Annotated in this window: 20 protein-coding genes; 5 read left to right on the forward strand and 15 right to left on the reverse strand. The window is 68.7% G+C overall.

Features of this window, described 5'->3' with window-relative positions:
- Nucleotides 1-57 precede the first annotated feature (57 nt).
- The 3 genes from J1M36_RS12735 to J1M36_RS06190 form a co-directional block, all read right to left on the reverse strand.
- Nucleotides 58-1,512, reverse strand: a complete 1,455-nt coding sequence (locus tag J1M36_RS12735) for a YeeE/YedE thiosulfate transporter family protein (RefSeq protein ID WP_206478891.1) — start codon at nt 1,510-1,512, stop codon at nt 58-60.
- Nucleotides 1,513-1,704: 192 nt separating this feature from the next.
- A complete protein-coding gene (locus J1M36_RS06185) occupies nt 1,705-2,118 on the reverse strand; it encodes a hypothetical protein (protein ID WP_206478892.1) in 414 nt (137 codons plus the stop codon).
- Nucleotides 2,119-3,069: an NAD(P)H-binding protein gene (locus tag J1M36_RS06190; protein WP_206478893.1), complete on the reverse strand. Its 951-nt coding sequence runs from the start codon at nt 3,067-3,069 to the stop codon at nt 2,119-2,121.
- 187 nt (nt 3,070-3,256) lie between these two features.
- On the opposite strand from J1M36_RS06190, the gene J1M36_RS06195 reads away from it, so the two are divergent.
- A complete protein-coding gene (locus tag J1M36_RS06195; RefSeq protein ID WP_206478894.1) occupies nt 3,257-3,493 on the forward strand; it encodes a hypothetical protein in 237 nt (78 codons plus the stop codon).
- A 93-nt stretch (nt 3,494-3,586) separates the two neighbouring features.
- Here the strand turns inward: J1M36_RS06195 and J1M36_RS06200 are convergent, their stop codons facing one another.
- The 12 genes from J1M36_RS06200 to J1M36_RS06255 form a co-directional block, all read right to left on the reverse strand.
- On the reverse strand, nt 3,587-3,748 hold the full coding sequence (locus J1M36_RS06200; RefSeq protein WP_164497787.1) for a hypothetical protein: 162 nt from the start codon (nt 3,746-3,748) through the stop codon (nt 3,587-3,589).
- Nucleotides 3,749-3,832: 84 nt separating this feature from the next.
- On the reverse strand, nt 3,833-6,070 hold the full coding sequence (locus J1M36_RS06205; protein WP_342358298.1) for a bifunctional anthranilate synthase component I family protein/class IV aminotransferase: 2,238 nt from the start codon (nt 6,068-6,070) through the stop codon (nt 3,833-3,835).
- A 160-nt stretch (nt 6,071-6,230) separates the two neighbouring features.
- Nucleotides 6,231-7,250 carry an NADP-dependent oxidoreductase gene (locus J1M36_RS06210; RefSeq protein ID WP_085106902.1) on the reverse strand — a complete coding sequence of 340 codons (1,020 nt, stop codon included), beginning with the start codon at nt 7,248-7,250 and terminating at the stop codon, nt 6,231-6,233.
- A gap of 171 nt (nt 7,251-7,421) precedes the next feature.
- The gene (locus J1M36_RS06215; RefSeq protein WP_064845457.1) at nt 7,422-7,538 is read right to left on the reverse strand and encodes a ribosomal protein bL36; all 117 of its coding nucleotides are present in this window, start codon (nt 7,536-7,538) and stop codon (nt 7,422-7,424) included.
- Nucleotides 7,539-7,578: 40 nt separating this feature from the next.
- Nucleotides 7,579-9,153: an ATP-binding protein gene (locus tag J1M36_RS06220; protein ID WP_206478896.1), complete on the reverse strand. Its 1,575-nt coding sequence runs from the start codon at nt 9,151-9,153 to the stop codon at nt 7,579-7,581.
- On the reverse strand, nt 9,150-10,595 hold the full coding sequence (locus J1M36_RS06225; RefSeq protein ID WP_193519222.1) for a glycosyltransferase: 1,446 nt from the start codon (nt 10,593-10,595) through the stop codon (nt 9,150-9,152). Before J1M36_RS06225 ends, J1M36_RS06220 begins: the two co-directional genes overlap by 4 nt.
- Nucleotides 10,582-11,679 carry a HEAT repeat domain-containing protein gene (locus J1M36_RS06230; RefSeq protein WP_206478897.1) on the reverse strand — a complete coding sequence of 366 codons (1,098 nt, stop codon included), beginning with the start codon at nt 11,677-11,679 and terminating at the stop codon, nt 10,582-10,584. The genes J1M36_RS06225 and J1M36_RS06230 overlap by 14 nt, the downstream gene beginning before the upstream one ends.
- A 6-nt stretch (nt 11,680-11,685) precedes the next feature.
- Nucleotides 11,686-12,069 (reverse strand): response regulator transcription factor, encoded by a 384-nt coding sequence (locus J1M36_RS06235; RefSeq protein ID WP_064845461.1) that lies wholly within the window; start codon nt 12,067-12,069, stop codon nt 11,686-11,688.
- Nucleotides 12,070-12,190: 121 nt separating this feature from the next.
- A complete protein-coding gene (locus J1M36_RS06240) occupies nt 12,191-12,817 on the reverse strand; it encodes a YdhK family protein (RefSeq protein WP_064845462.1) in 627 nt (208 codons plus the stop codon).
- Nucleotides 12,818-12,937: 120 nt separating this feature from the next.
- Complete coding sequence (locus J1M36_RS06245) at nt 12,938-13,555, reverse strand: DUF4396 domain-containing protein (protein WP_082943163.1); 618 nt, start codon at nt 13,553-13,555, stop codon at nt 12,938-12,940.
- Between the two features lie 530 nt (nt 13,556-14,085).
- Nucleotides 14,086-15,393, reverse strand: a complete 1,308-nt coding sequence (locus tag J1M36_RS06250) for an ISL3 family transposase (protein WP_206478898.1) — start codon at nt 15,391-15,393, stop codon at nt 14,086-14,088.
- A 97-nt stretch (nt 15,394-15,490) separates the two neighbouring features.
- Nucleotides 15,491-15,901 carry a Sir2 family NAD-dependent protein deacetylase gene (locus J1M36_RS06255; RefSeq protein WP_082943164.1) on the reverse strand — a complete coding sequence of 137 codons (411 nt, stop codon included), beginning with the start codon at nt 15,899-15,901 and terminating at the stop codon, nt 15,491-15,493.
- A gap of 194 nt (nt 15,902-16,095) precedes the next feature.
- Between J1M36_RS06255 and J1M36_RS06260 the strand changes: the two genes are divergently transcribed.
- From J1M36_RS06260 to nirD, 4 genes are read left to right on the forward strand one after another with little or no spacing between them, the layout of a single operon-like run.
- On the forward strand, nt 16,096-17,496 hold the full coding sequence (locus J1M36_RS06260; protein WP_085108723.1) for an MFS transporter: 1,401 nt from the start codon (nt 16,096-16,098) through the stop codon (nt 17,494-17,496).
- Entirely contained in the window at nt 17,489-19,627 is a 2,139-nt protein-coding gene (locus J1M36_RS06265; RefSeq protein ID WP_255359865.1) for a molybdopterin oxidoreductase family protein, read from the forward strand. The genes J1M36_RS06260 and J1M36_RS06265 overlap by 8 nt, the downstream gene beginning before the upstream one ends.
- Nucleotides 19,615-21,117 carry an FAD-dependent oxidoreductase gene (locus J1M36_RS06270; protein WP_206478899.1) on the forward strand — a complete coding sequence of 501 codons (1,503 nt, stop codon included), beginning with the start codon at nt 19,615-19,617 and terminating at the stop codon, nt 21,115-21,117. The genes J1M36_RS06265 and J1M36_RS06270 overlap by 13 nt, the downstream gene beginning before the upstream one ends.
- Before the next feature lie 50 nt (nt 21,118-21,167).
- Nucleotides 21,168-21,539 carry a nitrite reductase small subunit NirD gene (nirD, locus tag J1M36_RS06275; protein WP_064845466.1) on the forward strand — a complete coding sequence of 124 codons (372 nt, stop codon included), beginning with the start codon at nt 21,168-21,170 and terminating at the stop codon, nt 21,537-21,539.
- The last annotated feature ends 8 nt before the right edge of the window (nt 21,540-21,547 follow it).

Below are 21,547 nucleotides of genomic sequence, written 5' to 3' on the forward strand. Positions count from 1 at the left end.
GGGTCCATGGAACGCAGAGGTGGCGCGGCGGTGTCGTGAGCGGGGACTCTGAGTGGATCAGCCCTTCTTGAGGGTGATCTGCCAGCTGGCGTCGCCCTTCTCCATGAAGTCGGTGACCTCGTGGCCGTCCGTGGCCGCCCACTGCGGAATGGCCTCGGTGGCCTGGGTGCAGTCGAAGTCGATCACCAGGTGCTCACCGGTCTGAAGGGTCTGCATGACATCCTTGGCCTCGATCAACGGGAACGGGCACACGGCACCGAGCGAGTCCAAGGCATAGTAGCCGTCCCCCAGGCCTGTGAGCTTCTTCGACGGTGCACCTGCCGGGTCCTTGACCATGAGCGCGGCGGGTGCCGCGGCGAAGCCCGAGAACACGTTCGCACCCGAGGTGCGGGGAGCCCCCGCGGTGGGAGCGGCGTCGATCGAGTTGTCGTCCGGTGCGGTGGCGCCCACCGTGTGGTCCAGGCTCTGAGCAGTGGAGTAGGTGCCGTCTTCGCCGGTGGCGGGCTGCGTGACGGTGGGCTTGAGCCAGATCCTGGTGGCCACGGCCACGCCCAGGGCGATGAACAGCAGCGCGACCCAGCCCTGGAACGTGAACAGGCTGGTCTGGACCATGCCGTTGCCCACTGTGCAGCCACCGGCCAGGGCCGCGCCCACACCCATGAGCAGGCCGCCCGCGATGGAGCGCACCGTGGTGGTGGCGTCCGGCACGCGCACGCGGAACTCACCCGTGGACTTGGCGGCGATGAACGAGCCCACCAGGATGCCGAGCACGAGCATCACACCCCAGTCCAGCTTCCCGTCCGCTCCGGTGACCAGGAAGTTCAGCAGGTTGGCGGTGGGGGTGGTGATGCCCAGACCGTCGTTGCGGCCGGTCGCGGCGGACAGCGGCCACGCGATGACGCCGAGCAGACCCACGAGCGCGCCGGCAGTGTAGACGTGCAGGGGCTTCTTCCATGCGGGGCGGCCGTTCAGCCGTGCGGGCTTCACGGTGTTCTTCTCGCGGTTGAGGAAGTGGCGCACCATCACACCGGTGACCGCTGCCAGGACGATCACGAACAGCCACGGGGAGACGCCCAGGGCACTGGGGATGGTGGTGAGCCCGGTGTCCCACTGCTTCATGCCGGAGTTGAAGCCCTTGAGCACGCCGGTCTTCATGGCGGACGCGGACAGCGCGTACATGGCCAGCGCGATCCACGAGCCCACGAGGCCCTCGCCGGAGCGGTACCAGGTGCCGGAGGCGCACCCGCCGGCCAGGATGATGCCGATGCCGAACATGAATCCGCCCACGATCACCGCGAGGGGCGCGAAGGAGGGGTAGTTGGGGGAGATGACGCCGGCGGAGGTCAGGGCGGTGAGACCAATAGCGTGCACGGAGATCACCACGAGCAGCGCGGCGAAGGTCCGCCACGACTTCTGCAGGAAGATGTCCCGCAGCATGCCGGTGACGCAGAAGCGGCCGCGCTGCATGACGATGCCCAGCAGCGCGCCGATGACAAGTCCGGTGAGGATCATAGGTGAGTACCAGTTTCCCGCGCACCGGAAAGAGGGCGCGTTCGGAGGAAGGGACGATGAGATGAGGGATCGAAAAAGACTCCGTATACTCAACTCCTCACCCGGGGGCAACGTCCAGGTTGTCGTCACAAAGCGTCACACTTCCCGGAAACGCCCCGAAGTACCTACTCGTGAGGTATTAGCGACATTGCGTCAGGTTGCCCGGCGCGATACGGCCCGCAGCGCCCCGACGGCACCCTCCCCCGCCCGACTCACGGACATGGGCACCTGCCCGAAAACCTCCCGCGGGATCGGGGTCCGGCACAGCTGCGCGGTCCGCTCCACGTCCCAGTCCACGAGCACGAACCACTCATCGCCCTCCCGCACGACTTCCCGCACGGCGCCCGTGGCGCACAGCTCCTGCCGCTGGGACAGGTAGGCCCAGATGGTGTCCCCCGCCGTCATGGTTCGGTAGCCCGCGCGCAGGCACCACCGATCCGCGGGCTGCGAGCGCCCGATCGCCTCCCACACCGCCGTGGCGTCCTGGCGGGTGCGCCAGTCGGCGGGCATGTGCTGCCCGTGAGCGGCCGGGTTGATGGGAAGCAACCAGTGGGTCTCCGCGGCCATTCACGCACCTCGCGATTCGGTCGTGGCGTTCGACGACGCGCCCCGCCCAGTCCAGGCGTCACACCCGGCGGCATCGCCGGAGGCTCGCCCGGCGTGGGCGTCGCGCTCCTGCGGCGCCGACGCTCCCAGCAGCGCGTCGTACCCCTCCCGGAACGTGGGGTAGCGCCACCGGGATCGAGGAACCAGGGAGTGCACGAGCGCCCCGTCGATGATCTTGCCGAGCGGCCCCTCCCCCGCGGGCGAGTCGTCCGGGGGCACCGCGACACCCAGCCGCGCCGCGAGGTGCGTGACGACGTCACCCAGCTGAGCGGCGTCATGATCCACGGCGTGCAGCAACCGCGGCGGCTCGGGAGCGTCGAGCGCGGTGGAGAGGACCGTGACGAGATCGTCCCGGTGGATCCTGTTGGTCACGCGCCGGTGGGTGACAGGCGTGGCCGTGCGGACCCGCTCGATCAGGGACGTGCGGCCGGGCCCGTAAATCCCCGCGGGGCGCACGATGACCAGGTCCGGGAAGAGATCGGCAGCGAGCTCCTCCGCGGCGAGCAACACGTGGGCGGTGGCGCGCTGAGGGTCGGGCGGGGTGGCCTCGGTGACGACCTCACCGTCGGTGCCGCCCAGGACGCCCGTGGAGGACACGAGCACCACGCGCGGCGCGGCGTCGGACGGCAGGGCCAGGTGCAACCCGCGCAGCGCACCCAGGTAGGTGCGTTCGTAGGCGGTCGCGTCGCGGCCGTCGGCGGTGAGGGTGACCACCACGGCGTCGGCCGCGGGAAGGACGGCCTCCCCCGGGTCGGTGAGGTCCAAAGAGACCGGTTCGATGGGCTCGGGCAGCGCGTCCGCGCGGCGCCGCACGCCCACCGCGCGCACTCCGCGTTCGGCGAGGCGCAATCCCAGGGCGGTCCCCACGTCCCCGCAGCCGGCCAGGAGCACTGTTGCAGCGGAATCATTCATGGCACCAGCCTGTCATGTCCGCGCGACGGCGCGTGGTCCGGCTCGGTAAGGGAAAGGAACGGTGCCATGACCGGGCAGAACCCGATCCATCACCCCCCTTATTATTTGGCCCCCCGGCATCTACGGTGGAGGTACCCAGCCCTGCTTCACCACCACTTGCTCAGCAGAGCAGAACGGAGATCACACCATGATCATGAAGACCCTGCACGACGCCGGTATCCGCTCCGAGTACGCCTACACCGCAGGCATGGGCTCGATCGCCCTGTCCTTCGTGTCGTGGGGAATCTCGCGTCTCAAGAGCGACGACTCCAAGGCCCAGTCGGACCGCTGGGGCATCTTCGTGGGCCACTGGGCGCCCACCTTCATGAGCGTGGGCCTGGCTCTCGCCCAGTACGAGCAGACCCTCGAGAACACGAAGAAGTAGCCACCGACCCCGCAGCCACTCGGCGCAGAAGAACCGCCCCGCACCTTCCTGGTGCGGGGCGGTTCGCCTGTCAGCGGCTGCCCGGTGCGGTGCTCAGTGCCCGTAGCCCTGGGACTGCTCCTCCGTGCCGGCCTGCTCCTCGAAGAACTCCTGCTGCTCCTGGGTGTTCGCCTGCTCGGCGGCCTTCTGGCGCTGCTCGTCGGTGTCCACCTGGCTGACCGACTCGGTGTTCTCGTCCTGCGGGTTCTTGCCCATGGCTGCGCTCCTTCGCGGTTGCGTGGTGCGCCGCCCCGAGCTCCGCGGCCCGGACGACGGCGCCGTGCCCCGAGCATCCTCACCTCACCGGGTCGTGTCAATGGGGGCGATGCCGCCCGTTCGCCACGGGGCGTCCGCCAGCGCGCGCTGCACCCACACCGTCACAGGCCCAGGGGCCCACGCACCCACACCGCGGATCTCCCCCACGGGCCGGACACCCCGCAGGGCGTTGGTCACGAACACCTCCGACGCCTCAGCGATGTCCGTGAGAGTGATGTCCTGTTCACGGACCTCGTACCCGGCGGCCCGCAGGGTCGGGAGCACCCGGGCGCGCATCACCCCGGGCAGGATCCGGCCGTCAACGGGCGGGGTGGTGACCACGCCACCGCGCACCACGAACACATTTGCACGCCCGGTCTCCAGCACCGTGCCACTCTGGTCCACCAGCAGCGGGTCACACACCGGTGACCACGGACCGGGTGTCGTGTTCAGGGCGCGGCGGTCCGCCCACTTGTGGCGGCCCCACCCGCCGGGCACCACCACCGGGTGCAGCACCCACGGATCCACGGGAGGGGCCGCGCCGGGAGGGTTCAGCGGGGCGTGGGTCAACTCGAGACACAGACTCCCATCGTCCGGAACTGCCGTGACCCGCAGCCGGTGCGGGCCATCCAATCCGGCGGCACGCTGGAGGACCTGCTCTGCGAGCGCGCCCGGCAGCTCATGGGAGAAGCACGCCCGCACGCTGCTCCCGAGCCTTGCCAGGTGCTCCACCAGCTGCTCGGGGCGCCCCTCGCGGACGAGCATCGTGGTGAAGACCCCCAGGGAGGGGTCGGGGGTCGAGCGGATCACGGGCGCGTCCCGCAGCGAGGCTGCCGCGCGCAACGGCGCCCCACTGCCTCCCACGCACGCCGGGGTCGCCACCTCCGAGGACTCCGCGTGCTCACGCCACTCCCGGGACAGCTCGGGCCCGAAGCGGGCGCCGACCGCATCCAGCAGCGGGGCGGCCTTCACGAGGGTCTCGAACGCCTCCCCGTCCGGGTCCGAGTCAGCGACGATCCCGCCGCCCACACCCAGGCGCACCGTGGCGCCCGAGAACTCGAACGTACGGATGGCCACGTTCATGGCCAGCCCCGCCACGGGACTCGCGTACCCGATCCCACCGGTGTAGACGCCCCGTGCGGTGGTCTCCAGGGCGTTGATGATCTCGGTGGCCCTGACCTTCGGCGCCCCCGTACACGAACCGGGCGGGAACGTGGAGCGCAGGAGGGCGGCGTCGTCGAGCCCGGGGCGCAGCGTGCCGTGGACATCCGCGACCAGGTGGTGGACGCCCGTGTGCGGCTCCACGCGCGGCACGGCGGGGCTCAGGACGGAGCCGGGGACGCACACGCGGGAGAGGTCGTTGCGCATGAGGTCCACGATCATCACGTTCTCGGCGCGGTTCTTGGCGGAGGCGTGCAGCTCGCGGGGGTCCGAGTCCGCGGGCGCGGTGCCCTTGATCGGGGACGTGAGCACGGCGGTGCCCGTCCGACGCAGGTAGAGCTCGGGCGAGAAGCTGGCCACCGCGCCGCCCGGCACGCGCAAGAACCCGGCGAAACGCGGCCGCAGCCGCTCGTACCCGGCGCAGAACAGGTCCAGTGGGTCACCGTCGAATGCCGCTGTGAGCTCTCGGCAGATGTTCGCCTGGAAGATGTCCCCGTCCCGGATGTGCGCCAGCGCGCGCCGCACCGCCTTGGCGTGGGCCGCGCCGGTCACGGCGGCTTCGAACGGCCCGCACCGGTACGAGCGCGGCGCGGACGCCCCGGACGATGACGCTGGGCCGGCCCCGAGCGCCCGCTCCACCGCCGCGATCGTCTCAGCCACCCGGGCAGGGTCCGCACCGGGCAGGGACTCACAGAACCAGCGGTCCGCCGCGCTGTCGTGCACCAGGACGTGGTCGTAGCGCGCCAGGTGGTGCTCCGGCAGACCGCCCGAGTGCGGAGGTGCGGGCGGGAGCGACTCCAGGCGACGCGAGAGCTGGTACCCCAGGTAGCCGAGCCACCCGCCGCCGAAGCGGGCGGGATCGGCGGCGGGTGGCTCGGCGCAGGGGCGAGCCAGAGCGCAGAGATCGTGCCGGTTCCCGCCCGTGCTGGGCGGGGCGGCGCGCGCCACGGCGGGAGGATCGTCGTCGTCCGCGGAGCCCAGAGCGGCGAACGGGTCCTCGTCCGCACCGAGCACGCGCGCGGGCCGGATGCCGATCACCGCATCCCCGTGCATCCAGTCCCCGAGCAGCGCCGCGAGACCGGGTTCAGCATGCAGCGCGCGCAGCATCTGCACGGGTCTCACGCGATGCGGCAGAGGGTGTCGGGGCACGGTTTCCTCTCGTGGGGCGCCGGGGAGCAGCTCGGACGCGGCCATGATATGGAGAGGAACCGCCACGCAGAGCAGCGGAGCGGTTCCTCGACGACGGTCACAGTGCCGCGCAGCCACGCGGCGAGGACGTCACTCAGATCTTGACGACCATCTTGCCCTTGTTCGCGCCCTTCATCATGTCCAGGAACGCGTCCACGGCGTGGTCGATGCCCTCCACCACGGTCTCATCGTGGGTGACCTTGCCGGAGGTGAACCACTCACCCATCCGCTGGCGGTACTCCTGGGCGACGTCAGTGTGGTCACCCATGGTGAAGCCCTCCAGCATGAGGGAGTTCTTGATGATGTTGCCCATGTTGTCCGGGCCGCAGGGGCGCTCGGTGGAGTTGTACTGGCTGATCGCACCGCACACGGCCACACGGCCGTGACGGTTGAGCACGTCCAGAGCCGCCTCCAGGTGGTCGCCGCCCACGTTGTCGTAGTACACGTCCACGCCATCCTCACCCACAGCATCGGCCAGCTGCTCACGGATGGGGGCATCCTTGTAGTTGAGCACCTTGTCGAAGCCGTACTTCTCGGTGAGCATCCGGGCCTTCTCGTCCGAGCCGGCGGAACCGATCACGTAGGAGGCGCCCAACAGCTTGGCGATCTGACCCGCGGTGGAGCCCACGGCGCCAGCGGCACCGGAAACGAACACGCGGTCCCCTTCCTTCAGCCCGGCGATGCGGGTGAGCCCGGTATACGCAGTCATCCCTGTCATGCCCAGCACGCCCAGGTACACGGACAGCTCGGCGTTGGGCAGCTCCTCGACCTTGGTGAACTCCTTGGCAGATCCCTGGGCGAGGTCGCGCCAGCCGTACTGGTGCAGCACGGGGGTGCCCTCGGGCAGGTCCTCGGAGCGGGACTCGACCACGCGGCCGATGGCGCCGCCGGTCATGGTCTCGTTCAGGGCGAACGGCGGGACGTAGCTCTTCTCGTCCCGCATGCGCCCGCGCATGTACGGGTCCACGGACATGAACTCGTTGCGCACGCGCACCTCTCCGTCCTGCAGCTCCGGCAGGTCCACGGTGACGGTGCGGAAGTTCTCGTGCTCGGGCCACCCCTCGGGGCGGGAGACGAGCTGAATTTGGGTGCTGGTGGAATCGGTAGTAGCCATGTCGCCATGGTGGCATGCACAAACGTTTGCCACAGCAAGGATTCGCCCCCAGCGGACGCTACCCCCGGTTGCTCGTCACATGGGGCAGCCCAGGAGTAATTTACGCACCCCACGGTGATCGCCGACGCCGCACGAACCGGCTCCCGGGGGCGCCCCGCGCGCGGCTCAGCCCTAACGAGCCTTCATGCGCCGATTCTTCCTGTTGATCACGTCGGTCTTGCCCCGGCGGCGGACCACCTGCGAGCCGGGGATCTGCTTGAGGGAGCGGAGCGAGGTGCGAGCCTTCACGGAACCTCATGGTTGCGAACAATTCTCATTCAGGAGAGCATCACGGAGCATCGGTAGCCACAACCCGCTGCACCGGTTCGCTCCGCTGGGTCGCCAGGGGGAGATTCAGCGTGACGGTGGTGCCTTCCCCCTCCACCGACTCCAGGGCCACGGACCCCCCGTGCTGCTCCACGATGGTGCGCATGATCACGAGCCCCAGTCCCGTTCCGGGCACCTGCTGGGCCGTGGCGTTGGAGGCCCGGGTGAAGCTCGTGAAGAGGGACCCCACCTCTTTCTCGGGAATGCCCATCCCGGTGTCCGTGCACGTCAGGCGGACTCCCGTGCCATCGGGCGTGCCTTCCAGCGTCAGCGAGACGGCACCGTGGGGCGGGGTGAACTTGATGGCGTTACCCACCACGTTGGTGACGGCCCGCTCCAGACGGTCCCAGTCCCCGAACACGGGCCACGAACCGTCCGTGTCCACGTGGACGGTCACCTCGCCCGCCGCGGCCTGGGGAACGAGATTGGTGACCACCCCGGACACGCACTCCGCGAGGTCCAGCACACGGTGGCGCGCCGAGCGGTTCTCCTGGTCCTGGTCCAGCTTGTTGATCAGCAGCAGGTCCTCGATCAGCAGCCGCAGCCGTTCCGTGTTGCGCCGCACCACTTCCAGCACGCGGGCCTGTTCCGGGCCGACACTGCCGAAGTCCCCGTCCTGGAACATCTCCACATAGCCGCTGATGGACGTGAGCGGGGTTCGCAGCTCGTGGTTGGTGGTGGAGACGAACACGGATTTCTGGCGGTTGAGCTCCGTGAGCTGCTCCAGGGTGCGCTCCCGCTGCTCCACCACGTCCCGGGCCTCGCGGGTGAAGGCGTTGAAGGACGCGGCGAGATCCACCACCTCCGCAGCGCCGTGGGAGGTGTCCGCGACGGCGTCGTGGTCGCCCGCGCGCTGCCTCGCAACCGTGCACTGCAGCGCGAGTAGCGGCGCCCCGAGGGCGCGGTCCGCGCGGCCCAGGGCGAGGAACGCCACCGCGATCGACAGCATCGCGGCAGTTACCACGGCGGCCGCGGCCAGGGTCATGGACCGGTTCAGATCCGCTCTGCGCTGCTCCCGCAGGCGGGAGGCGTCCGCCCGGACGTCCTCCAGTGTGCCGAGGGCCCGGTCCATGGCGGATGTCGTAGTGGGCAGGTCCAGAGATCTCCGCGGGGTGTCCCTCCCTGGTTCCCGGGTGAGACCGAGCCACGTGTCCACGGACTCGTTCAAGGACCGCAGCTGCGGCAGCCGCCCGGCCGCCACCTCACCCAGGACGTCCTGGGCTGCAGTGAGGTCCGCAGTGGCCTCAGCGTACTCCCGCGCGAAAGCCTGGTCTCCGCTGACCGAGTAGCCCCGCGCGGCCGTCTGGGCGCGCAGCAGCGTGGCCTCCACCTGGTGCGTGGCATCCATCAGGGGTGTGATGGTGGTGCGCGTGGCGGCCACGTTCAGCTGCACCGTGTGCAGTCCCCACAGTGCGGTGGCGCCGGTGAAGAGCAGTGCGAGGCACAACAGGGCGAGCACCTGCATGAGGATGGCGCGCACCCCGCGGTGGCGGACACCGTCCCGCACGCGGGTCACTGCCGGGAAGCGGGCGCTCATCCGTCCACCTCCGTGAAACCCGAACGGGTCATGGTGCCCCACTGCTGGCGGCGCCCCAGCAGGGAAGCCACCCAGCCCTCCATGCGCCACCACGCCGTGAGCTGGCGGTAGCCCAGGTTCTCCAGGACCACCGCGCCCAGCGTGATGCCCAGGTCCCGCCAGCGGGGGTACTTGTGGTAGCTCAGCTCCTCGATCGTCACGGCCGCGAGGGTCACGATGATCGCGTACGCGTAGGCCACGAGCATGAACAACAGGAAGTACTGCCAGGACACGAGTCCCAGCGCGAAGCCCAGCGCGATCAGTACCAGCCCGGCGAGTTCCAGCAGCGGGGCGATCAGCTCGAAGAGCCAGTAGTACGGAACCGCCACGAGACCCAGCCGACCGTAGCGGGGGTTGAACAGCATGTCCCGGTAGGCCCACAGGGTCTCCCACAGACCCCGGTGCCAGCGCGCCCGCTGCCGCCGCAGCACGGGCAGGGTGCTGGGGACCTCCGTCCAGCAGATGGGCTCCGTGAGAAAGGTGACGCGGTAGGGCCGGCGCTGCCTGCGGAAGGTCCGGTGCAGACGCATCACCAGTTCGAAGTCCTCACCGATGCTCGAGGCGTCCAGGCCTCCCACCGCCACGAGGGCATCCCGGCGGAAGACACCGAACGCGCCGCTGATCAGCAGCAACGCGTTGATCCGGGACCAGCCTGCGCGTCCCAGGTGGAAGGCTCGCAGGTACTCCATCACCTGGATGTCCGCGAGCGGCGTGCCCGGCATGCGCACCTCCAGGACACGGCCGCCCTTCACGCGGCACCCGTTGACGGCGCGGATCACTCCCCCGGCGGCGACCGTGGAGATCGGGTCCTCGATGAAGGGCCGGGACACCGTCAGCAGCGCCCCGGGGTCCAGGATGGAGTCCGAGTCCACGAACAGCACCAGGTCCTCGCGGGCCAGGTTGACGCCCACATTGGTGGAGTCGGAGCGGCCCGAGTTGCGCTTGTGCACCACGGTCAGCCGGGTCCGCCCGTCCCGTGGGACGTGAATGCTGGTCGGTGCCTCCCGCACCGGAACGTCCTCGGGCATCTGCCGGGACACCGGCACCAGGTCGAAGGCCCGGCGCAGCACCTCGAAACCGTTGTCGGTGCTGCCGTCGTCCACCACGATCACCTCGTGGCGCGGGTGCTGCAGCGACAGAAAGGACTCCACGGCCACGCGGATGCCGACCTCCTCGTTGTGCATGGGTGCCACCACGCTGATGCCGGGCATGGTGCGGGAGCGCATCAGTTCCTCCCGCCCCGCGAACGGGATCCGGCGGCGGTAGGCCACGAAGTCCACCGCCGCCAGGACGATCATCACCAGGTAGGACGTGTTGATCAGCAGGAAGTAGATCAGCACCGGCACCGCAATGAACGCCAGGATCCCGGCCACAGCGCCGCGCAGCAGCTCAAACCACTCCACGGCCGGCTCCTCTCATGGCGCTCAGCTGCAGCGCGTAGCGGGCGGGGTGCACGGCAGGGGTGTCCCCGTCCAGGGCGCCCAGCAGCCGCTCCCGCCCGGCAGGGCCCAGTTCGGTGAGAGCCACCGCGGCCCGCTCCGCCAACCGGGGCCGGGTGTCCTCGACCAGGGGGCCCAGGGCCGCCACGGAGGCGGGCAGACCCAGCCGTTCGAGGGACTCCACGGCGGCGAGCGCCACGCTCTCGTCCCGGTGGCGGGCGAGCCCGGACAGGACGGCGAGGTCCTGCGCTCCCCCCACCCATCCCAGGGCGCCGACGAAGGCGGTGAGGGCCCGGGGGTCGGTCTCCTGTGCCAGGCGCTCACGCACGACGGGAGCGGCACCTGGCACGGGGCGCACTCCGATCACAGTTGCCGCCACGTGGCGCACCGCCGGGTCCGGGTGCAGGGTGGCCTCCTCGAACACGGGTGCCGCTGCGTCGTCGAAGGCGCACAGGGACTCCACGGCCACCCAGCTGGGCAGTCCGCGGGGACGACGCCGCGGCGCCACCGCGCGCAGCACGGGGCGGGCCGCGGAGCCGTCGCCGAGCAGCGCCAGGGCACGGGCGGCAGCAACCACCACGTCCGCGGAACGGTCCTGGAGCAGGGGCAGGATCCGGGGCGCGGACTCGCGAGCGCGCATCAGCCCGAGGGTCCAGGCAGCGTGGGCACGGCGCACCGCGCTGTGGGAGGAGAGCCCCGCGATGGCCCACTCGGCGCGTCCGTGGGCGTCGAGCACCCTGGCCAGAGCACGGGCGGGCTCCCCCCTGACCTTGGAGAGCATCGCGGAGACGGCGCGGTCCACCACCGGTACGCGGCGCCGGGGCACCGCGGTCAGGCGGCGCAGGGCGGAGGCGTCGTCGTCCTCACCGGACGCGACCTCGAGCATTGCGGGGCGCAACTCACCGAGCAGCTTCGCGTCCCGGCGTTCACGCCACTGCCGGCCTGCACGCGTTCCCAGGACGGTCGCGAGGAGCAGGGCCGCGGCCCATACCAGAACCCACAGCACCCAGGACAGCAGCTGCGCGGAGACCACCGTGGGGGTCGCCACTGCGGGTCACCGCCCCCGGCCGAGGAGGCTGTTCACACGGTGCAGCAGCTCACGGGGGCTGAAGGGCTTGGTGACGTACTCGTCCGCACCGGTGTTGTACCCGTCGTCCACGTCCGCGTCCCTGGCTCGGGCGGTCAGCAGGACCACTTTGAGGTGTTTCAGAGCCTCGGTGGCACGGATCTGGCGCAGCACGTCCAGTCCGCTGAGACCGGGCATCATGACGTCCAGCACCACGATGTCTGGGATGCCTTCCTCCAGCGCGCTCAGCGCAGCGGTGCCATCCTCCACCGCCCGGACCTCGTATCCCGCCTGCTGCAGTTTGAAGACCACGAGGTCGCGAATGTCGGGGTCGTCGTCCGCAACGAGGACGGACGGGTGTTCAGGGCTCACGAGGGCGCTCCGTGTGTCTGGGGGGATGGACACGCTCCGAATCCGCGGCAGCGGAGGAGATGAAGCCAAGAGTATTCGAAAACATGCAGGTTGGCGGGAGATGACGCTTGGTGCGGTGAAATCAGCCGCGGGGCTTCATCTCCTTCTCCACGACCCACTTGTGGTTGGTCATGGTCATGCCGTCCGCCTCGTAGTCCACCATGTAGACCGTCTGGGTGGTTGAGGAGGCAACGGTGCCCGTGGCGCCCTTCATGCCGGGCATGTGGTCCGCCTCGATGGTGACCTCGGTCCCGTCCGCGAGGCGCTCGGAACCGGCACCCTGGAGTTCCTCCTGGACGACCCACTTGTGGTTGGTGACCTCGGGTCCGCCGTCCGTGGGGGTGTAGTTCACGGCGTAGGCCACGGTCTTGTAAGCGCCCACCACAGTGGCCGGGGCGCCCTTCATGCCCTCCATGTGGTCGGCGGTCAGCGTGACCTGCGTGCCCACCGGGTAGGTGGGCTTCTCCGCGGCGGTGATGCCCTCCGGGGCGGGGCCACCGTCCATGGCGTGCATGTGCTCGTGCCCGCCCTGGCTCGCACTGGGCGTGCCACTCGCGGAGGACGACGTCGCCTGGCTCGTCGCGCTGGAGGTCGCGCTGGTCTCGTGGCCCTCGTGGGCGGAATGGTCCGCGGAATCGGAACCGGCGGAACAGGCGGTGGCGGTCACCAGGATGGCGAGACCGGCGAGGGTGAGGGGAAGTCGACGCATGGGAAAGGATCCTTTCTGCGGGCCCGCCCGGGTTGCTGGACCCCGGTACGGGCGGGTTTCTGGTGGGAGTGCGCGGTGGCAGCGGAACCCTGCTTCACTGGTTCCCTACAGCAGGGTGCCCTACAGCAGGGTACCGAGGGAGGCGACGAAGCCGCCCAGCATGAACGCGCTGATGCCGTACGCCAGGGGGCGGTTGTCCATGGGGCCGCCGCCGGAGGCGTGGTGGGTAATGGCGTGGCCCTTGCCGCGGCGCAGCAGGGCCTTGTTCACCGGGTATGCCGCGAAGTACGCGATCACGAGGGACAGGGCCATGGAGCCCCAGAAGAGGGCGTCGAGCAGGCCGGCGTCCATGGCACCGGGGACCAGCCACATGACGAGGTTGTCCACGACCTCCATGGTGAGGATGGAGACGGTGTCCGCGGCGAGCACGAGACGCAGGGCCCGACCCACGCTGATGCCGGCGCGCAGCAGGGGCAGGGAGGACAGGGCATAGCCGAACACGAAGGCCAGGGCGATGGCCACGGCGGTGCTGGTGACGTTGCCCCACCCGAACACGGTGGCCAGGATCAGGCCGAGGATCTCGCCGATGGAGCAGCCGGTGAGGCAGTGGAGGGTGGCGCTGGCGGCCATGTTGGACATGTCGTGACCTGCGGGGTTGGAGGGGGCGTGGTCGTGCATGTCGTGGCCCGAGAGGGAGTCCGAGTGATCGGTGGGGTGGGTGGTGGCGGGCGTGTTCATCTCTGTGACTATATACCCATAGGGGGTATATAGTCACAGGTAAGGACCCCCTTCCGGCCTGCGACCACCCCATATTCCCTCAGCTCCACGGCACCGAGCGTGGGGTGAGACGAGAGAGCTCTATCCCGCCGAAGGGAAGTCTCTCGACAGCCCATCCATGAAAAGTCAAAGGGCCCGCTCACGAAGCGCGCCTAAGCGCCCCTGTCTCTTCTCGCCGGGCACGCCCAGAGGAATCCAATTCAAGCCGAACACCCACCGGTATCATCGTGCGTGTTGGCCTGCTTGGGCCATGGAGCGAGGGATGACCAATGTGGCTGAGCCGTGGCCGCTCCCTCCGCGTGAACCCGGGTAGCTTCCTGTCAGGCACTGACAGGCACAGGCCAAGGTTCCAGCTCAGCTCGCTTCCGTACGACCGATGATTATTTACCCCACGTGGACGTTTCAGCGTCTGCAAGCACGTTGGTCCCCGACCGCACCAGATTTTGTGCTGCCCGCTCGGCCGGGCACAGCGCGCCAACTTTACGGGCTCTTCACAATTCGGGGTGTAGGTGTGGTCTGAATCCGCTGGCTTCGAGGAGTGCGCGGGCTATGTAGTTGGTGAGGTTGCGGAAGCCGAGGGCCAGGCCACGCAGGTGCTCGAGGCGACCGTTCACGGCTTCGGTAGGTCCGTTGCTCGTGCGCGGCCGGTCGAAGTAGGCCAGGACGTCGCAGGCGCGTCTGGTCAGGGTGCGGCCGAGCTTGCGCAGTTCTACCAACGCCTCAGGCACACTGTCGGCGAGGGCGTCGATCACGGAGCTCATCTCGACGCGGCCGGCTGCCCGGTCGGGGTGACGGTAGGCGGAGATCATCCTCTGGTAGATCCCCCAGGTGCACTCGACTTGCACGTGCCGGTCCCCAGCGAAGAGCTTGTCAAGGCGCTCGTGCTGGCGGTCGGTGAGCAGGTCAGCCCCGGTGTGCAGGGTCCGCCGCGCGGTGTAGAGCGGGTAGCCCTTGCGTCCGCGGTGTCCGTGCAGTTCCTGCTGGACTCGGCGGCGGCACTCATCGAGAGCGTCCCCGGCCAACCGGATGACGTGGAAGGGATCCATAACCGTGACGGCGTCCGGCAGCTCCTCGGTGGTGGCGGTCTTGAAGCCCGCGAACCCATCCATGGCCACGACCTCGATCCCATCGCGCCAAGCCTGGTCCCGCTCGGCCAGCCAGTCCTTGAACGCCTTCTTCGACCGACCTTCGACCACGTCCAGCAGGCGTGAGGGCCCGGTGCCGTCCCGGACCGGGGTGAGGTCGATGATCACGGTGACGTACTTGTCACCGCGCCGGGTGTGCCGCCACACGTGCTCATCGACCCCGACGACCTTGACACCGTCCAGGCGGGTCGGGTCCTCGATGAGCAGACGCCGGCCCTCAGCCAGGACCGCGTCGTTGGCGGTGTTCCACGCCACGCCCAGTCCTTCGGCAACTCGGGCCATCGACAGGTGGCCGACGACGATCCCGACCAGACCCCACCGCAGGCCGGCGCGGGAGATCTTGGCCCGCGGCGGCGCCGCAGCGGTGGTGTCCTGACGCCACACGTGCGAGCACTCCTTGCAGCGGTAGCGGCGCACGGTGAGCACCAGCGTGGTAGGGCGCCACCCGAACGGCTCGTGCGCCAACTCCCTGCTCACCGTGTCACGGGGCACGCCCTGGCAGCCGCACCGCCTGCACCAGTCGTCCGGCTCCACGACCCGGCACGCCAGCACGGACCGGTCAGGCTCGAGCAGCTGGCCGGTGACCTCCAGACCGAGGCCGTCGAGGCGGGTGAAGGTAGTCAGGTCAGGGCGCGTGAAGGTAGCGTCAGGCACGTCGAGGTCTTCCGGACGGGTTGTGTGAGAACTCCCATCATCGGAAGACCTCGACCCTCACCCCGACACCGACGCGCCGCCCCAGGTCGCACCACAGCTACACCCTCATCTGTGAAGAGCCTTCAAAGAGGTCTCCGTGAACGTGGGCGAGAACCGTGGCCCCCGCCCGCTCGTGCAGGTCGTCGACGTTCTGGGTAGAAATCCGCAGGTCCATGTCGGGGTAAGCCTGCCATTGGGCGATCGCCAAGTGCCCGGGGTGCGGCTGGGCGCCGCGCACCAGGGATGCACGCCAGGCGTACCACGCCCAGCACTGGGCGGGGTCGTCCTCCCAGGCCTCCGGTGTCGCCAGCTCCGTGGGATCGAAACGTTCCCACAACCCGGTCTGCGCATCGCGAAAGGTCGGAACACCGGATTCGGCAGACATCCCCGCGCCGGTCAGCACGGTCACCCGCCGTGCGTTACGGGCAAGCTCGAGGATCTCGGTGGGGATCTGCTCGGGGGAGGACATGCACCTCAGGCTAGCGCCCCACTGAGGGTTCCGGCAGGTGAGTCCGCCATGGGGATCTCGAGCGCGGACAAGCTCTCACAGGGTCGCTGGGGGCAGTGAATTATTTGTTACCCCTCTGTAACCGGCCTGGTCGGCTGGGTGAAACAGCCTGCCCGTAGGTTTCTTCGTAATGGTGACGACCGAAGGAGCCACGCATGTCACTGGATACGCGTCAACAAGGTCTGCTGGATGACCTTGACACACTCGCTGTCGATGAACCGTTACGGCACCGGCCCAACCGGTGGATCGACGGATACAACCCCGAGAACGAGACACAGTGGAATCGTGAGGGCCGGGGCATTGCCCGCCGGAACCTGAACTGGTCCATTTATGTCGAGTTCTTGGGTTTCGTGGTGTGGCAGCTTTGGTCCGTGGCCGTGGTGGCCATGCCCGCGGCCGGTTTCTCGCTGAGCACCTCGCAGCAGTTCTGGCTGATCTCGGTGCCCAGCCTCGTGGGCGCCACCATGCGTTTCCCGTACACGTTCATGGTTCCGATTTTCGGTGGCCGCATGTGGACGGTCATCTCCGCCCTGCTGCTCCTGCTGCCGGTCGTAGGCATGGGGATGTGCCTGGGCAACCCGGACACCCCGTTCGGTGTGCTGCTGGCGGTGGCCGCGCTCGCCGGTTTCGGTGGCGGCAACTTTGCCTCGTCGATGACCAACATCACCTACTACTTCCCGGCCAAGGAGAAGGGCTGGGCGCTGGGTCTGAACGCGGCCGGCGGAAACCTGGGCTCGGCCGTCGCGCAGTTCACCGTGCCGATTGTCATCACCGCCGGTGGTGTGCTGTTGACCGGTGGCCCTATGGTCAGCCTGGCCGGCTGGTTCTGGGTTCCGTTCATCCTGCTGGGTGCGGTTGGCGCGTACTACTGCATGAACAGTCTCTCCCACGCCACCGCGGACGTCAGCTCGTATCTGGCCGCCCTCAAACATGGGCAGTTGTGGGTCATCGCGGTGCTCTACATCGGTACTTTCGGGTCGTTCATGGGCTTCGCCAGTGTGTTCCCCAAGCTCATCGCGGACACGTTTCCGCAGTTCTCCGCCTTCACCATCGGCGCGGCCACACTGTCCCTGGCGTTCCTCGGCGCGCTGGTCGGTTCCCTGGCTCGTCCCTACGGTGGGAAGCTGGCCGACAAATTCGGCGGTGCCCGCCCGACGATCGCAGCGTTCGCTGTCATGGCCATCATGGCGCTGGCGATCATCGGGCTGCTGCGGCTGGGTAACTTCTGGCTGTTCCTGTTGGGCTTCCTGGTCCTCTTTATCGCCTCCGGCATGGGTAACGGTTCGACCTACCGGATGATCCCCACCGCGTTCTCGCTGGCCTACGGCGACGACCAGAAAGCCACGCGCGCCGCGGCGTCGTCGTTGGGCATCATTTCCGCGATCGGTGCCTACGGCGGGTTCCTGATCCCGCAGGTACTTCGCATCGTCCACGAGAACACGGGCGGGTACGACGGCGCATTTATCGGTTTTGCCGCCGGGTACCTGGTGCTGCTGGCCATCACGTGGGGCGTCTACGCCCGCAAGGGCACCACGTTCGGAGACGGTCGTGTCTGAATCCCTCATCACCCAAGAACCGCCCGCGAGCCACGGGGTGGCCAGCCATTGCCCGTACTGCGCCCTGCAGTGCGCCATGACACTGACCCCCAACTCGGACGCGAGCGAACCCGTGACGGTGACCGGGCGCGAGTTCCCGACCAACCGCGGCGGACTGTGCCGCAAGGGCAGCTCCGCGGCCAAGGTCCTGGGCCTGGGGGATCGGATCACCCAGCCGATGATCCGCACGGCCCACGGACTGGAACCCACCACGTGGGACCACGCGCTGACAGCGATCACCGAGGCGATCCGGGGCACCCAGCGTGAGCACGGCCGCGACGCGGTGGGGATCTTCGGAGCCGGTGGGCTCACCAACGAGAAGGCCTACGCACTGGGCAAGTTCGCCCGCGCGGTGCTGCGAACCAGTCGGATCGACTACAACGGCCGGTTCTGCATGTCTTCGGCGGCGGCCGCCGGTAACCGGGCCTTCGGTTTGGACCGCGGCCTACCGTTCCCACTAACCGATCTGGACCGCGCGCACGCCGTGCTACTGATCGGCTCCAATGTGGCGGACACCATGCCCCCGTTCGTCCAGCACCTGGCCTCCGCGCGGGAGCACGGCGGGCTGTTCGTGATCGACCTGCGCGAGTCCGCCACCGCGGACCTGACCCGCTCGGAGGAACGCGAGTGCGGGATCCACCTGGCACCGACCCCCGGAACCGACCAGGAACTACTGCTGGGCCTGATCCACGTGGTCATTGCCGAGGGCCTCTACGACGCCGCCTACGTGGCCTCCCGCACCAATGGTTTCGCCCGGCTCAAGCGCACCGCCCAGCGCTACTGGCCTGAACACGTCCAGAGCCTCACCGGTGTCCCCGCCGCCAAGATCCGGGCGGTCGCCCGCGGGCTGGCCACGGCCAAGGACAGGGGCGCGTTCGTCCTGACCGGGCGCGGCGTGGAACAGCACACCAATGGCTCGGACACCACCAGCCTCGCCATCAACCTGGCCTTGCTGCTGGGGCTGCCGGGCCGCGAACCCGGCGGGTACGGCACCGTGACCGGGCAGGGCAACGGCCAGGGCGGGCGCGAACACGGTCAGAAGTGCGATCAGCTGCCCGGCTACCGTTCCATCAACGACCCGCAGGCCCGAGCGCACGTGGCCTCGGTGTGGGGCATCGATGAGCAGGACATCCCCGGTCCGGGGATTGACGCCACCCAACTGTTGCTCTCGTGCGGCACCGACCACGGGGTGCGCACACTGATGATTCACGGCTCCAACCCCGTGGTCTCCGCCCCGAATGCCACACGGGTGACCCGTGCACTGGCCGACCTGGATTTCCTGGTGGTCAGTGACTTCGTGCTGTCGGAGACCGCTCAGCTGGCGCACGTGATCCTGCCGGTGGCGCAGTGGGCGGAGGAAGAAGGCACCATGACCAACCTGGAGGGCCGGGTCATCCGCCGTCGTAGGGCGCTGCCGTTGCCCGGCGCCGCGCGCGACGAGCTGGCCGTGCTGGCCGAGCTGAGCACCCGGTTGGGTTCCACCATGTTCTTCGGAACGGCGGAGCAGATGTTCGAGGAGCTCACCCGAGCCTCGGCCGGTGGCCGCGCGGACTACTCGGGTCTCAGCTACGACCTGCTCGACCAGGAGAGGGCGTGCTATTGGCCCTACCCGGCGGGCAGCGCGGGCACACCGCGCCTGTTCCGGGACTCGTTCCCCACCGCGGACGGCCGTGCCACCCTGGCGGACGTGTCCCCCCGGGCGATTGCCGAGCGGATCTTCGACGGGGCCGAGCTGACCCTGATCACAGGCCGCCTGCTGGGCCACTACCAGTCGGGTGCCCAAACTCGACGGGTCCCGGAACTGCTCGCCTCGGATCCTGACGGGCGAGTCGAGATCAACCCGGAGACCGCCCACCTCTACGGGGTGGTCGAGGGGCAGCTGCTCACTTTGCACAACGAGCGGGGAACCGTGCAGGCCCGGGCTCGGCTGTCCCGACAGATCCGCCGCGACACCCTGTTCATGCCCTTCCACTTCGCAGGGTCCAACAGTGTGAACCGTTTGGTCTCCTCGGCCACGGACCCGCTGTCCAAGATGCCGGAATTCAAAGCCACCCGCGTGTGGGTGTCCCAGGAGGAACAGTGCGTCGCATAGTCATCATCGGTTTCGGCCCGGTGGCCGCCCGCCTGATCGAAGAACTCGAGGAACCCCTTGCCCAGAGCCGGGTGCACGTGTGCGTGATCGGGAGCGAGCCGGAAGGTGCCTACAACCGCATCCTGCTGGCCAACCTGGTCACCGGGCATAGCACCCCGCAAGACCTGGACCTCGCGTGCGATGAGACCAACTTCCCGGAGGGGGTAACGTTCCTCACGGGTACCACGCTCAGCGACATTTCCTTGGACGGGCAGTACCTTCACACCACTGATGACCGGTTGATCTCCTTTGACGATCTGATCTTCGCCACCGGAGCGCGCGCCGTTCTGCCGCGGGTCCCCGGATTGGACGTTCTGGACACGGATCCGTGCCACCTGGATTCCATCCCCCTACCCGGAGTGCACCCCTTGCGGGACATGTCCGACGCTCGGCGGTTACGCGAGGTGGTCGAGACGGGCCAGGATGTCCTGGTCCTCGGCGGTGGGATTCTGGGGATCGAGCTTGCGCTCAACCTTGCCGAGCACGGAGTGCAGGTGAGCTTGATCCACCGTGGGCAGGACCTGATGCCGCGGCAGCTGGATCCTGACGCCAGCCGAATGCTGGCCCACGTGCTGAGGCAGGCCGGTATCCAGGTGATCCCCGGGGGCATCAACGGCGTGCGCAGTGAGGGTGGTCGCTTCACGGGGGTCGTCTTGGACGATGGAACCGTGCGAGAAGCCGGCGCGTTGATTCCGGCCATCGGAGCGCAGCCCCGTACCGAGTGGGCCAAGAAAGTGCGGCTACCGACCCATCGTGGGATTTTGGTCGATCATCAGTTGCGGGTCCACGGCACCTCGAACATCTACGCGATCGGTGACTGCGCGGAGGTGCTGTGCAGCAATCCCGTGTGCCCAGAATGTATGGCTATCGACTACCAGGATTCCGCCCCGAGCGGGCTGATCGGCCCGGGGTGGCAGCAGGCGCAAGCCCTGGCGGACATTCTGGACGGCACCCACAACCGCGTTCCTTCACAGGTGTCGCAACTGATCACCATGAAGTCGCAGGCCGTGAGCCTCACCGCTGCGGGCTCGGTGCACGCTCGAGCCTTCGAGCAGCCGAGAGTCGACGTGGCCACCTGGGAGGACCCACGCACCGGGCGTTACCTCAAGGTGGTCTCGCGCGATCGGAACATCCTCGGATTCGTGGCTCTGGGGGCGCCGGAGGCCGGTGCCGAACTGGCCATGCTGTTCGAACGATCCGGTGCCGCCCCGGGTGACCCTTCCGTGTTGCTTGCCGCGGACACCCCGAGCGGCGCGGATACCGCACCGGAACTGACCCCGGAGTCCATCATCTGCCGGTGTGCGGGGGTGACCCTGGCACCCATTCAGCAGGCCGTGTCCGCCGGAGCCACCACCGTGGCCGAGGTCTCCAAATGTTCCCGCGCCGGCACCGGTTGCGGCGGGTGCAAGGACAAACTCGAATCCGTGGTCTCCCAAGCCATGGCAGCCTGAGCCGCCACACCGACCACTTGTATGCACCACAGTCGCCAAGGAGAACCGCCATGACCGTTCTGACTCGCGAGACCCACTCCACCGCCGTCGAAACCCTCACCTGGACCCCCGTGGTCGAAGAACACCGTCTGGAACGTGACGTCGGCGCGGCCGCCCTGCTCAAGGGCCGCCACATCGCCCTGTACCGGACCTGGAACGACCGGCTGTACGCGAGCTCCAACGTGGACCCGGACACCGGTGCCTCCGTGCTCTCCCGCGGGATTGTCGGCGAATCAGGTGGCGTCCCCACCATTGCCTCGCCCCTGCTCAAGGCGGTCTTCAACCTGGAAACCGGTGAGTGCCTGACCAATGACGAGCTGTCCGTGGAGACCTACCCCGTTCGAGTGGTCGACGGAATCATCCAGGTCGGCCTGGATTTCTAGGTCCGACG

The organism is Kocuria sp. KRD140, assembly GCF_017168375.1.
In the GTDB taxonomy this organism is placed as follows: Bacteria; Actinomycetota; Actinomycetes; order Actinomycetales; family Micrococcaceae; genus Kocuria; species Kocuria marina.

What these genes read in the sequence shown, in the direction of transcription:
- J1M36_RS06195 (WP_206478894.1), top strand. Translation starts at nt 3,257, where the DNA reads ATGATCATGAAGACCCTGCACGACGCCGGTATCCGCTCCGAGTACGCC.
- J1M36_RS06220 (WP_206478896.1), bottom strand. Translation starts at nt 9,153, where the DNA reads ATGAGCGCCCGCTTCCCGGCAGTGACCCGCGTGCGGGACGGTGTCCGC.
- J1M36_RS06210 (WP_085106902.1), bottom strand. Translation starts at nt 7,250, where the DNA reads ATGGCTACTACCGATTCCACCAGCACCCAAATTCAGCTCGTCTCCCGC.
- J1M36_RS06190 (WP_206478893.1), bottom strand. Translation starts at nt 3,069, where the DNA reads ATGAATGATTCCGCTGCAACAGTGCTCCTGGCCGGCTGCGGGGACGTG.
- J1M36_RS06255 (WP_082943164.1), bottom strand. Translation starts at nt 15,901, where the DNA reads ATGTCCTCCCCCGAGCAGATCCCCACCGAGATCCTCGAGCTTGCCCGT.
- J1M36_RS06260 (WP_085108723.1), top strand. Translation starts at nt 16,096, where the DNA reads ATGTCACTGGATACGCGTCAACAAGGTCTGCTGGATGACCTTGACACA.
- J1M36_RS06185 (WP_206478892.1), bottom strand. Translation starts at nt 2,118, where the DNA reads ATGGCCGCGGAGACCCACTGGTTGCTTCCCATCAACCCGGCCGCTCAC.
- J1M36_RS06240 (WP_064845462.1), bottom strand. Translation starts at nt 12,817, where the DNA reads ATGCGTCGACTTCCCCTCACCCTCGCCGGTCTCGCCATCCTGGTGACC.
- J1M36_RS12735 (WP_206478891.1), bottom strand. Translation starts at nt 1,512, where the DNA reads ATGATCCTCACCGGACTTGTCATCGGCGCGCTGCTGGGCATCGTCATG.
- J1M36_RS06200 (WP_164497787.1), bottom strand. Translation starts at nt 3,748, where the DNA reads ATGGGCAAGAACCCGCAGGACGAGAACACCGAGTCGGTCAGCCAGGTG.
- J1M36_RS06245 (WP_082943163.1), bottom strand. Translation starts at nt 13,555, where the DNA reads ATGAACACGCCCGCCACCACCCACCCCACCGATCACTCGGACTCCCTC.
- nirD (WP_064845466.1), top strand. Translation starts at nt 21,168, where the DNA reads ATGACCGTTCTGACTCGCGAGACCCACTCCACCGCCGTCGAAACCCTC.